This window comes from Lentibacillus salicampi (assembly GCF_004565465.1).
Classification (GTDB): domain Bacteria; phylum Bacillota; class Bacilli; order Bacillales; family Amphibacillaceae; genus Lentibacillus; species Lentibacillus salicampi.
The window spans coordinates 1-12,632 of record NZ_SRHY01000063.1; the positions used below are offsets into that span (position 1 = coordinate 1).

The 12,632-nt window shown below is 40.4% G+C and carries 14 protein-coding genes; 8 read left to right on the plus strand and 6 right to left on the minus strand.

Translation table 11 applies throughout. From position 1 onward, the window contains the following. The first annotated feature begins 305 nt into the window (after nucleotides 1-305). From E4U82_RS18580 to E4U82_RS18615, 8 genes are all read left to right on the plus strand, one after another. Nucleotides 306-2,429: a BglG family transcription antiterminator gene (locus E4U82_RS18580; protein ID WP_135111744.1), complete on the plus strand. Its 2,124-nt coding sequence runs from the start codon at nucleotides 306-308 to the stop codon at nucleotides 2,427-2,429. Between the two features lie 33 nt (nucleotides 2,430-2,462). Beyond that, nucleotides 2,463-2,903 (plus strand): PTS sugar transporter subunit IIA, encoded by a 441-nt coding sequence (locus tag E4U82_RS18585; protein WP_135111745.1) that lies wholly within the window; start codon nucleotides 2,463-2,465, stop codon nucleotides 2,901-2,903. A gap of 6 nt (nucleotides 2,904-2,909) precedes the next feature. After that, complete coding sequence (locus E4U82_RS18590) at nucleotides 2,910-3,179, plus strand: PTS sugar transporter subunit IIB (RefSeq protein ID WP_135111746.1); 270 nt, start codon at nucleotides 2,910-2,912, stop codon at nucleotides 3,177-3,179. Between the two features lie 50 nt (nucleotides 3,180-3,229). Next, entirely contained in the window at nucleotides 3,230-4,528 is a 1,299-nt protein-coding gene (locus tag E4U82_RS18595) for a PTS ascorbate transporter subunit IIC (protein ID WP_135111756.1), read from the plus strand. A gap of 77 nt (nucleotides 4,529-4,605) precedes the next feature. After that, entirely contained in the window at nucleotides 4,606-5,598 is a 993-nt protein-coding gene (locus E4U82_RS18600) for a phosphotriesterase family protein (protein WP_135111747.1), read from the plus strand. Between the two features lie 17 nt (nucleotides 5,599-5,615). After that, nucleotides 5,616-6,344, plus strand: a complete 729-nt coding sequence (locus E4U82_RS18605) for a creatininase family protein (protein ID WP_135111748.1) — start codon at nucleotides 5,616-5,618, stop codon at nucleotides 6,342-6,344. Between the two features lie 6 nt (nucleotides 6,345-6,350). After that, nucleotides 6,351-7,067, plus strand: coding sequence for a KDGP aldolase (locus tag E4U82_RS18610; protein ID WP_245183653.1), 717 nt, complete (start codon nucleotides 6,351-6,353; stop codon nucleotides 7,065-7,067). After that, the gene (locus E4U82_RS18615; protein ID WP_135111750.1) at nucleotides 7,067-7,795 is read left to right on the plus strand and encodes an SIS domain-containing protein; all 729 of its coding nucleotides are present in this window, start codon (nucleotides 7,067-7,069) and stop codon (nucleotides 7,793-7,795) included. The genes E4U82_RS18610 and E4U82_RS18615 overlap by 1 nt, the downstream gene beginning before the upstream one ends. Before the next feature lie 176 nt (nucleotides 7,796-7,971). Here the strand turns inward: E4U82_RS18615 and E4U82_RS18620 are convergent, their stop codons facing one another. The 6 genes from E4U82_RS18620 to E4U82_RS20710 form a co-directional block, all read right to left on the minus strand. Then, entirely contained in the window at nucleotides 7,972-8,331 is a 360-nt protein-coding gene (locus E4U82_RS18620; protein ID WP_135111751.1) for a PTS lactose/cellobiose transporter subunit IIA, read from the minus strand. Beyond that, nucleotides 8,321-9,070, minus strand: a complete 750-nt coding sequence (locus E4U82_RS18625) for a carbohydrate deacetylase (protein WP_135111752.1) — start codon at nucleotides 9,068-9,070, stop codon at nucleotides 8,321-8,323. Before E4U82_RS18625 ends, E4U82_RS18620 begins: the two co-directional genes overlap by 11 nt. A 10-nt stretch (nucleotides 9,071-9,080) precedes the next feature. Continuing rightward, nucleotides 9,081-10,358 (minus strand): PTS cellobiose transporter subunit IIC, encoded by a 1,278-nt coding sequence (gene celB / locus E4U82_RS18630; RefSeq protein WP_135111753.1) that lies wholly within the window; start codon nucleotides 10,356-10,358, stop codon nucleotides 9,081-9,083. 21 nt (nucleotides 10,359-10,379) lie between these two features. Beyond that, nucleotides 10,380-10,682 carry a PTS sugar transporter subunit IIB gene (locus E4U82_RS18635; protein WP_135111754.1) on the minus strand — a complete coding sequence of 101 codons (303 nt, stop codon included), beginning with the start codon at nucleotides 10,680-10,682 and terminating at the stop codon, nucleotides 10,380-10,382. A 40-nt stretch (nucleotides 10,683-10,722) separates the two neighbouring features. Continuing rightward, nucleotides 10,723-12,021, minus strand: coding sequence for a 6-phospho-beta-glucosidase (locus E4U82_RS18640; RefSeq protein WP_135111755.1), 1,299 nt, complete (start codon nucleotides 12,019-12,021; stop codon nucleotides 10,723-10,725). A 148-nt stretch (nucleotides 12,022-12,169) separates the two neighbouring features. Then, the gene (locus E4U82_RS20710) at nucleotides 12,170-12,496 is read right to left on the minus strand and encodes a PTS sugar transporter subunit IIA (protein WP_483414088.1); all 327 of its coding nucleotides are present in this window, start codon (nucleotides 12,494-12,496) and stop codon (nucleotides 12,170-12,172) included. Nucleotides 12,497-12,632: the final 136 nt, after the last annotated feature.

The following is a 12,632-nucleotide window of genomic DNA, read 5'->3' on the forward strand; positions in this document are numbered from 1 at the left end:
ATGCTTTAAAAAAGACCAATAACAAATTCAAACAACTAATCAAAGGTCAATTACATCAATGGTTTTCCGCCTTGCCCAATTATATCAAGGCTTATCTGCCTAATTTGTGCTGCGAAAGTTGAGTTTAGAAGAAAAGATCTACTTGCTCAATGCTGCTAATCAATTTCATCAGACTATACTCAGCCCAATTTTGCATATTTGGGTGTGATTCATTTGGTCTTATAAATGCAATTACTATGGAGTATAGTAAAGATAAGGGGAGATGGATAAGACTTGTCACTATAGGGATACGGCGGTGATAATTTGTGGATCAACGAAGTACGGTTGTCTTAAGCAATATTGTAAAAGCGGATTCTTATATTTCTGTTGAAAAACTTGCGAACCTTCTTAACGTTTCAAGACGTACCATTTATAACGATCTTGATAAAATCAATCATTGGTTGAAGGATCAGAATTTATCACAAGTGAAACAAGTAAGAGGCAAGGGACTTTATCTTGAGGGTTCTGTCAAAAACCAATTATGGAAAAAAGTAAATCCGTCTGATACAAGCTACTACGAGTATTCTAAGTCGGAAAGAAGAGCATGGATATATATTTGGTTAGCGGGGCGGTCAAAACCTTATTTTCTTGATAGCTTTCAAAATCTTTTCCGGGTCAGCCGGAACACCGTGATTGAGGACATTAAAAAGCTAAAAGAGGAGCTGGACGTCAATCAGGTGAAGCTTGTTGCAGAAAGAAATCAAGGCTACAAAATCGAAGGCAACGAAATCATAATCAGAAGACTGCTTTTACAGTATTTATCAGATGTCATTCCAAAGGAGTTTTGGCTCAATTTTGTGAAGGATTTGGAAGAGGCGTATCTAAATGAAACGCATAGGGGCATACAACCTTATTTAATATTGGCTGCTGATGACTTATATGAAATAAAAAATGATTTAAATCATTATGAGCGGCAGGTTGAAGTTGAAATCACAGATGACGTGCGTAATGACCTTGTTGTATGGTTTTATTTTTTCGTTCAGCGTATCGAACAAGGTCACTATGCCGAGGTCGATCCTGCTGAAAGAGAAGTGATCCATTCAACAAAAGAGTTCGCAGGTGCGAAAAAAATGTGCGATCGCCTATCAGCTTATTTTCAGCTAGAAATCCCCGCTGAAGAAATTGATTATTTTACACGATATCTGCTGAGTGCAAAGGTAAACTACAATCTTAATTTGCAATTAGAAAACCAGGAAATGAAACAACTTACAGCTGTTGTCGAAAAAATGGTCTATGATTTTCAGAAGTATGCTGCTGTAGCTTTTCCGGACCAGCAACGAATGATACGCAATCTTCTTTTACATTTAAAGCCAACGTATTATCGGATAAAGTACGGGATTCGTATTGAAAATATCCTTAAAAAAGCTGTTAAAAACAATTATCCCGAAATATTCCATTTAACCAAAAAAGTGATCCATCATGTTGAAAATTTAATGGACCAAAAAATTGATGAAAATGAAATCGCATTTATAGCTATGCACTTTGGTGGCTGGTTAAGAAAAGAGGGCGTCGTGCTTGAACCCAAACGGAAAAAATTATTGATTGTTTGCACGAATGGGTTAGGGACATCGCGCCTTTTGGAAAGTCAGTTGGAAGGGCTGTTTTCGGATGTGGATATTAGCGGTGTCACCTCATTGCGTGAATATAAAGAAATAGATAATTTACCAGCAATTGCAGATTTCATTATATCAACGATCGTACTCCCTGATAGGGGCATACCGGTATTTGTCGTGAATCCCGTACTGAATAATGAGGATAAGGAAAAATTGCTGAAGAAAGTAAACAGTTTATTTGAAGGCGGATCTCATCAGCAAACCATGTCAGTTGATACCGTCATGGATATGATTCGTCGTTATGCGGTGATACAAGATGAAAAGTCATTGCGAAACGAATTAAAGACTTATTTCTATACACCAATCCCGATGAACAGCGGATACAATAAACCTGACCTGCTTGAACTATTGCCGGAAAACAGGATTACAGTGGAAGAATGTACAGGGAGCTGGGAAGAGGCTATTTTCACTGCTGCTCGTCCATTGCTCGACCAAAAATATATTACAAGCAATTATATTGAAAAAATGACTCAAATGGTTAAGGATGCTGGTCCGTATATTGTCATTTCTGATCAAATTGCCCTGCCGCATGCTAATCCAAATGAGGGTGTTAACAAAACCGGAATGAGTTTGCTGCTCCTTGATAAGGGGATTGATTTGCTGGGTAAATCTGTCCGTATGATTATTGTATTGGCATCAATAGACAACGAACAGCATTTGAAAGCTTTGTCACAGCTGACCCAGTTGTTTTCTGACAAATCAGCGAAGGATAAAGTCATGAGATCAGGAAGCCGAGCTGAACTGATTAAGTTGATTCAATCATATTTTAAAGAATAGGTTAATGACGAATAGGCAGGTGTTGGGAGTTCTATGAAATTTTTAGATAACCGTTTGGTAAAGGTTGGGGCTGAGGTTCAAACCGCCGAAGAAGCCATAAAGGAAGCAGGAAATTTACTTTTGAAGGAGGGGGTAATAGAGGAAACTTATGTTGACGCGATGGTAAACGCCTTTAAGGAAAATGGGCCTTATTTTGTGCTGGCGCCCAAGATTGCTATTCCCCATGCACGACCTGAGGATGGTGTGAAGGAGGCCTCTGTATCAATCGTACAACTGAAGGAACCGGTGAAATTTGGTCATAAAACGAACGACCCTGTTCAGCTTGTTTTTGGTTTAGGCGCTGCATCCAGTGATGAGCACTTAACCTTATTGAAAAAATTAACGGGTCTTTTGAATGACACTCGTAATGTAGAAGCATTGATAAATGCTGATAGTTTAGAAGATGTTCAAACAATATTAGAAATGGAGAGATAAGCTATGATGAAAGTTTTAACAGTTTGTGGTTTAGGACAAGGTACTAGTCTGATCTTGAAAATGAATGTGGAACAGGTGCTTGGCGAAAGAAGTATTCAAGCAGATGTAGAACATACAGATGTATCAGCGGCTTCAAGTATGCAGGCAGATTATATCATTACGAGCAATGAATTGGCGGAAAGTTTAGGGGGCCATTCTGCCAAAGTGATTATAGTGAATAATTATTTTGACATGGATGAGATCAATCAGGCAATTGATGAGCATATTGCAGACTAATCACTGATTTGTCTAATAATAAATAGGGGGAATTTAAAATGGATGCAATCATGAACGTCGTCATGTGGCTGGCTACTAACGTGTTTGGTCAGCCGGCGATCTTAATTGGCTCCATTGTACTGATAGGACTTCTGGTACAAAAGAAAACAGGCAGTCAAATAATCAGTGGAACATTTAAGGCTATTATTGGGTTTCTGATTATAACCGCTGGTTCCGATATCATATCAGGGGCATTAACGGTATTTGAACCATTATGGGCTGAAGTTTTTAATCTGGAATCTGAATCGTTCAGCGGTTATATGGGTCAAGAAGCATTTACTGGTCAGTACGGAAGCGCGGTCGCATTGGCAATGACAATTGGTTTTATTCTTAACGTATTAATAGCCAGATTTACCCGATTTAAGTATATTTATTTAACCGGTCATATGATGTTTTGGACAACAACGATTTTTGCAGGAATCGTTGTTCAAAGTGTAAACGATGTTTCCTTCTGGCAGCTTGTCCTATTTTTAGCGGTTGTAATGGGACTTTACTGGACACTCCAGCCAGCAATCGTTCAACCGTTTATGCGTAAGATAACGGGCAATGATAATGTCGCATTGGGACACACTTCTGCGTCAGTCTCTTTACTTTCTGCCTGGGCAGGCAAGTTGCTGGGAAATAAAGATAATGACTCTGAAAAAATTAAAGTTCCGAAAGGCTTGGAATTTTTACGTGATTCGAACGTTATTACTGCCCTGACAATGGGGCTATTGTTCCTGACAGGTGCCATTGTTGTTTCCTTCAAAGATACACCTGGAGCCCAGGAACTAGTAGCGTCAGCAGGTGATCAGAACTTTATCGTTTATGCGATTATTCAATCATTCACCTTTACTGCCGGTATTGCTGTTGTGTTAGCAGGTGTGCGCATGTTCATTGGTGAAATGGTTCCAGCGTTTAAAGGTATCGCGACAAAAATTGTCCCAGGGGCAAAACCCGCTTTGGACGCTCCGATTCTGTTCCCGTACGCCCCTAATGCTGTTATCTTAGGTTTCCTTGGAGCATTTATAGGCGGATTAGTATGGTTGGTTGTTTTAGGGAATGCTGTTGGCTATGTGTTTGTTCCAACAATGATCGTGCTGTTCTTCCATGGCGCGACAGCAGGTGTTTTCGGTAACGCAACAGGGGGTGCGAGAGGTGCTGTAATCGGCGGATTCATTACAGCGACTGTTGTAGCCTGGGGGCAATATATCATGGTAAGAATGCTGCTTCCAGACACGATACCGGATACAGCCATGTGGGCTGCGGACTCAGACATGTTTATCTTAGGCCCGATTATTCGCTTTGTATCACAGCTCTTGTTTGGCTGATCAGCAAAATATAACGGGGAGGGCTCTTGGCTTTCCCCCCCTTTTTTAATTAAACAACATTAAAAGGAGTGACTGTTATGAGTTTTATTCGAACATTCCATGGTGATATTGACCCGGATAAACTGGGTTTCACTTACTCCCATGAACATATTGTATGCAGACCGCCATATTGGGTGGAACAGCAGGCTGATGATCTATTGCTAGATGATAAAGAGAAGTCAAAACTGGACGTACTGGACTTCAAAAACCTCGGTGGCCAGGCTATAGTAGATGCAACTGCCATCGACTACGGACGTGATGTACAAGCGGTTAAAAAGATCGCTGAGGAAACAGGGGTTACCTTGATTGGAACAGCAGGCTTTAATAAAAGTTTTCTCTGGAATGCTGCTATTCCTGATCATTTGAAAAACGTTACTGGTGATTACAGCACTTACTATAAATGGATAAATGATAAATCTATCAACGAACTTACCGAATTTGTTGTCAGAGAAATTGAAGAAGGTCTGGAATGTACCAATATACCTGGAGGTCAAGTGAAATTCGGCACAGGGTATAATCGAATAACCCCATTGGAAGAAAAAACGTTGCGTGCTGTAGCTAGAGCCCATCACGAAACGAAAGCTCCAATGCATTCACATACGGAAGCTGGTACGATGGCACTGGAGCAAATTGAAATTCTTAAAAGTGAAGGGATCAACCTGGAATATATGAGTTTCGGTCATATGGATCGTAATCCGGATCCATTTTATCATGAAAAAGTCGCGAAGACTGGAGCATTTCTTTCTTTTGATGGTATTTCAAAAATAAAATATGCCCCGGAAAGCACACGTATCCACTGTATCTTGGAACTTGTCAATAAAGGATACGAAGATCAGATTTTGGTAAGTGGCGATACTGCCCGAAAGAGCTACTACAAACATTATGACTACGGGCTGGGACTCGAAAACATTCTCGGAAAATGGGTGCCGCGTTTTATTGAAGAAGCCGATCAAAATGGTTTTGATGGTAAAAAATTAGTTGACAAATTCTTTGTGCAAAATCCAAAACGATGCTTTACCTTTAAAAAATAATGGACGGTGAAACTGGTATGCAATTTCAGTACGAAAATTCGTTTGATATTAAAAAAAAGATTGATAACTCTAAAATAGCGATTTTGCCGGTCGGTGCAGTAGAAGCACACGGACCGCATCTCCCACTGGGCACGGATAATTTACTGGCTGAGCGGTTAGCTGAAAAACTGGCTAAACGTGTGAATGGCTTGGTGCTGCCGACATTGCCGTATGGGCAAGTGTGGAGCCTTCGAAATTTCCCTGGCAGTATCAATATCACGAACGATTCCATAATCAGTTTTCTGGTTGATATCGGTGAGAGCCTTTATCATCAGGGTTTTACGACATTTGCAATGGTCAACGGTCATCTGGGGAACGGAACAGCACTAAAAGAGGCGGCTCGAGTTTTGTATGAAACGTGTCCTGATATGCGCGTCTTTTATTTCTTCTACCCTGGCATGAATAAGGCAGCCTCAGAAGTCAGGGAAACGAAAACGGCGCATAATACGTATTTTCATGCTTGTGAGATTGAAACATCTTATATGCTTTATTTAGTCCCCGAATATACAGATATGGAAAAAGCCATTACCGACATACCTGATATCCCGGCTCATGCCGATGTGACGCCTACCTCATGGGAGGAATTCACTGATTCAGCTGTACTTGGTGATGCCAAACTTGCTACAGAAGAAAAAGGTAAGTATATAGTGGATATCGCATTGGATAACATGGTTAAACTTATTAATGATTCATTGGGTAGGGTGTGAAGGATTATGATACAGAAATTGCATGATAAATTTTTATTTAATTTCCTGGCACAAGATGCGGAAAATGCTGCAAATGTTATGGAAGCGGGACATGGGTATGTGGTTCCGGGGATTACTTCAGATAATTTCAACTCGGCTGAAGGTGCCGTAAAAAAAGTAAAGGAACTTAAATCAGTATCGAATATTGTAAGTGTTGGCTTAGGCGGAAGCGGTAACGTGGATAACTGGAAAAAAGTATTGGATATTGCAGCAGCCTCTGAACCGGGTCATCTAAACCAACCATTTGAAACAGCTGCTTATTCACTTGGTTACCTTGATGGAAAAGACCGACAGAAACAATTGGTCAATGCGCTTGTTAAACCGGCTGGTGAAGTTGGAAAAATACAACTGGCTAACTCCGGAAATAGGATTAAAGTAGAGGAATTTATTAGTATTGCCTCTAACCTGGGCATTGAAAGCATTAAGATGATGCCCGTAAATGGAACAGAACATTTAGATGAACTTATTTATTTAACCAAAGTCGCACAGGCTAATGGTATTAGAGGAATCGAACCTGCAGGCGGGATTAATGCAAGTAATATTAAGGATATCCTGGCAGGTGTAAAGGATATAGAAGTTGAGTTTTTTATGCCTCATATTTTTGGTTCAACAATTGATAAACAAACAGGTGAAACAATTCCTGGCAAGGTTATGGAACTTTATGAACAGGTGGAGGGTCTATGATGATTCATAATTATTTCAGCAATATAACTGATTTACTTGCTGTCGTTGAAAAAGAAGAAACAGATGTATTAGAGCGAGCCGCCGATAAGGTATCAAACGCAATTCAACGTGATGGTGTAGTCCATTTATTTGGCTGCGGTCATTCTCATATTTTAACGGAAGAGGTTTACTATCGGGCAGGCGGACTGGTCCCCTTACACCCGATTCTGCATGAGCCACTGATGTTGCATGAAGGAGCCGTTCGTTCTTCTTCGTTTGAACGGAAAAATGATTATGCAGTGGAATTTATGGATGAACAGGACATTCGGACAGGTGATGTCATGTTTGTCATTTCGACATCCGGAAGAAATCCTGTGCCTGTTGACGCAGCCAAGATTGCTAAGGAAAAAGGTGCTTATGTGATTGGTATTACATCAATCGAATACTCATCAAGTCAACCATCACGACATACGAGTGGGGAGCATTTGTTTGATGCGGTTGACCTTGTTATCAATAATCATGCACCTATAGGCGATGCTCTTTTATCCCATGCTAAAGTGGATGTGAACTTCTCTCCAAGTTCCACAGTCATTGGCGCTACAATATTAAATGCCATCTTGGCCGAATCGATTAAGAAAATGGCTGAAGACGGCTTCTACCCACCGGTTTTTCTAAGTGGTAATATTGAAGGAGCGGATGATCATAACAACAAATTAATTGAAAAATATAAAGAGCGAGTGAAGTTGTAGGGAAGCAGATTTTTTAATAGTGTTTACACGGATATAAACACGAGGTTGGGAAAAAGGTAATTAAACCTAAATCAGAACGATGATTCAAGTATAACGGGACTGTCTCTTTCCACTTTATCACATTAGTGTGGTTAGGACAGTCCCCATTTTTAGTCCCTCGTTACCTCTTTAATGTATTACCGTAGTGTAGGACTGTCCTGTTCTAATAACATATCCAGTTTCAGATTCATGTCATGCTGCTTTCGATACATCTCAATCAATTCTATAATTAATTGTTTTTCTGACATTACCGTCATTAAATGGTCCTGTGCATGAACCAAAATAACCGGTATATTTTCCATTGTTTCCTCTGCATCCTCTTGAATGAACTTTGTCTGTATCTTATGCGCGTTTAAAAGTTCCTCTGTTGCTTGCTTTATTTTTGAGTCAATTTGTTCAAATTCGCCGTTTTTTGCGAGCTGTAATGATTCATGTAAATAGCCCTTTGCATTCCCAGCATGTAAAATAATGTTCATTGAAAAATCCTCATGGTTCATTTACTAACCCTCCAAAATGGATCAAATCGACTGAGTGTTTTTCTACCAAGTTTCTGAGCCTGCTGTTCACAAGAATACCTAACTCTTTGGTTCTAGTAAAATTATAGCTACTTTTCTTGCTTAACCACGGATCCAGGAATGCAGGGTGACACATGATCTCGGTTACTCCAGGTTGCAAATCAGACAATATACGTTCGAGGTAATCAGAAGTAACGTTATCATCTCCATAGAAATCGTAACGGAAATAATCGCTGGTCGGAACAAATTCAAGTACAGAATCTGAAAATGACCTTATCGGAAGTTTATACACCTCTGCAACTTCGACAATTGCCTCCAATGCACAAGGTATGTGCAGATGCAAGTGATGATGACTATCGATATGGGTCGTATCTATCCCCCACTTGTAAAGCAATTCAAGCTGCGATACAAGCTCTTCCTTAATATCCGACTTTTTGGCAGACTCGATAAGTGACCGGCCTTTCAAGAAGTTACCTTTTGTATCTGTCAGACTACTGACTGAAGAGGAAACTGGCTTGCCTGCATCCAATACAAAGTGCAAGCCAATTCCAAGATTCGGAAACCTGTTCACATCTTTCAGACTTTCTTTTGAAAACTCTGTGTTTACCATTGCGGTTGTACTGGTTAATATACCATGCTGGTGCGCATAAAGTATTCCTGCTGATACGCCCGGGGTTAAACCGAAATCATCAGCATTAACAATTAATTTCGATGAGTTCATTTATAGTCTCCTAGTCTTCCTTTGTGGCGGCAGCCGTATCATCAGCTTTTTGCTCTTGAAGAAGCTTCTTATCATATAAACGGAAAAATGGGTAATAAATAGCAAGTGCAACACCGATGTTGATCATCATTAATACTCCTCCGCGCCAGTCACCTGTTGTCAGAATACCTGAAAACGGCGGTGGTGTCGTCCATGGAACGATGATATATGGTTTCCCGACAAGTCCTATCGACATGGAGAAGTAACTTATTAAGGCTACAGCGATCGGTGCAAGAATAAACGGCACAACCAGGAGCGGGTTCATTACAATTGGGGCGCCAAACACAACCGGCTCACTGATATTGAAAAAACTTGACCATATTGAACCTCTCCCAAGGCCTTTCAAATGTTTAGACCTAGCACGTGAGACCATAAGTATCGTTAAAGCCAGTGCCATACCTGATCCGCCAACAGCCCACCAGATTGCCATAAATGGCTGGCCGATGATGTGTGGCAAAGCTTCTCCTGCCTGATGTGCAGCCACGTTCTCTTCAGTTAAGCTGTACCAAATCGGGGCCATAACACTGGCAACAACTGAAATTCCGTGGATACCAAAAGACCAGAGCAAGTGAATAAGCAAAACAGCTATAAGTGCACCCCACAGGCTTCCTCCAAACATTTGCAGTGGCTCACGCAGAATAGCCCCAACGACACCATGCAAGGATAAATCGAATGATGCTTTCAAGATTAAATCGACACCCCAAACAGCAGCAATAATAACTGCACCTGGTATCAGTGCTGTAAACGCTCGCCAAACAGAGGGCGGGACTGTCTCAGGCATTTTGATAACAATATTCCGATTTTCAAAAAAACGATATACTTCAACCGTAAATAGTGCTAAAACAATCGCAATAAATAATCCTTCGCTTCCCATTAAGTTTAACGGAATATTCCCGTTCTCTGTAAGCGGTGTTGCGACAAAAAAAGCAGATAAGCTCAGTACACCTGCAGACAGTTCGTCTATCCCGTAACTCTTAGCCAAACTGTATGCAATCGAAAATACTGCCACCAAGCCGATAAGGCCAAATGTGGCATCCACCGGAATACTTAATGCGTCTGCATACGGCGCCATAAATTCTGACCACGCTTCTACCGGCGGCGACGAAATGATCAGAAAAACACTGCCAATGATCAACAATGGCATTGTGGCAATAATACCGTCCCTGACTGCCTTTAAGTGGCGTTGCTCGGCCATTTTTCCGGCGACCGGCATGAAATAACGCTCCATAAAAGCGTTAAAATGATTCATAATATTTCCTCCCTAGTCAATCTATTTATTTAATTGCAGTGCCTGATTCAGCACTTTTTCCCCATCAATCGTTCCATAAGCTTTCATGTCAACAATATCAATTGGAACGTTTGCTGCTTCAGCTTTCTTATACAACTCATTCTTTTTGTAGCGAATTTGTGGTCCGAGCAGGATGATATCTGATGTTTTCAACTGCTCATCAATATCATCAGCAGAATGGGCTTCGATTTCTACATCAATCGATCTGCTGCCTGCCGCCTTTTTCATTTTCTCTACTAACAGACTCGTACTCATTCCTAAAGCACATAACAAGGTGATCTTCACTTGTTGATACCCCCTTAATGATGTTGTTCTTAATCGTTTGTCAGAATTGAGGCAAGTAGGGTTTATTCACTTCCAGCATTTCATCCAAAATATCCTTCGCTCTACCTGATGACGGTATTAAAGGATGTAGTGTTAATGCCTGCAGTGCAACTCCTTTGTCCCCGGTCACAGCAGCCTCCACCGTTAGTTCTTCATATGCTTTCACATTTTGGAGCAGACCCCTGATTTGAGGTGGAACATCGCCAACCTTTAGTGGCGTTGTCTGATGATTTTCAACGACACAATTCACTTCGATGCTGACGTCATCCGGCAGACACGAAATGGTTCCGTTATTCCGGACATTTAACGTATGAATTTTCTTTGAGTTTAAATGAATCGATTTAATCAGATTAATTGCTGCCTCTGAATAGTAGGCTCCACCTCGCTGTTCCAAAGCAGCCGGTTTTTCCTGAATAGCTGGATTTTTATAGATTTCAAATAACTCTTTTTCTACTTTTTGCACCTGGTCAGCACGCGTTTCATTGTTTTTATACTGCTCCAGCTGCTCTTCAAGGATTCGATCGGTTTGATAATAATATTTATGATATCCACATGGAATTGCCCCAAGTGACTGCAGGAAATCTGTATCCCAGCCGAATGAGGGGATATTTTTTGCCTCGTAGGTTTCCGATTTTCCGGTTAAAATATCATCAATTCTTGACTGACCTCTAATATACAAATCTGTTATCCAGATGAGGTGGTTGATTCCTATGAAATTAATACTGATATCTTCCACGGCCGTATTGTATGCTTTTGCGAATTTTTTATAGAAATTAATGGGGTTGTTGCATAGGCCGATTACGTTTACATTACTATGTTTCAAAATAGACTCGGTGATAATACCGGCTGGGTTTGTAAAGTTTAACAGCCAAGCGTCAGGTGCAAGTTCTTCAATATCCTTGCAAATATCAAGCATTACCGGAATTGTTCTTAGTGCTTTCATAAAACCACCGGCACCAGTTGTTTCCTGCCCGATCACACCATGTTTAATCGAAATATACTCATCATTCCGTCGCATTTTTAATTGTCCGACTCTGATTTGCGTAACAACGTAGGAGGCATCCTTTATAGCTTCACGGCGGTCCATAGTGGCTACAATTTTTATCTGCCTGTTTGCTTTATTAACCATGCGTCTGGACAGATCTTCAATCACGGAAAGCTTTTCTTTCCCTTCCGGAATATCCGCCAACCATACTTCAGAAACATTCAGCACTTCCTGGTTAAGTATGATTCCTTCCAGTAATTCCGGTGTATATGAAGACCCCCCTCCAATCACAGCTATTTTCATTGGTTCATTCATCATTGCTGCATCCCTTTCCTTATGCATATATTATTGAGTTAATTTCATTATAGTTTGTAAGCGTATTCATATGAAGTGGTTTTTTTTCCGTTAGCAGTGGTAAAAAATTAATGACATAAAATAAAGCACAATGTATGATCATTGTACTTTAAGCGTTAACGATTTTATTTTTGAACGTATTATAGGACTTACACTGAAGAAGCTGATGGATGAGAATTTTGTTGTCGACCAGTTTCACCAATGTATTGAACATCGGTTTTAAATCGTCTTTTTTGTTCTGATTAATATTTAACAAAAAAACGATTTGTACTGGTTTGTCATCCCACTGTATCGGCTTTTTTAAAGTAACGATGGACCAGAATGTGGAATCTGTTTTGGGTTCAAGGGGGTGGGGGATAGCAACAAGATTCCCAAAGCTTGTCGGTGAATAACTTTCCCGTTCCAATACAGAATCAACGTAATTATCAGTGACTATTCCATTTTTCCCTAGGAGCCTTAGACAGAAGTATAACGGGTTTTATGTAAAAATATGTAAATTAGCGAGTGGAACATCAGATTTTCAATGAAACGGCTTGATCTCCCGCCAAGACAGGAGTAATTAGGTTTTAGAC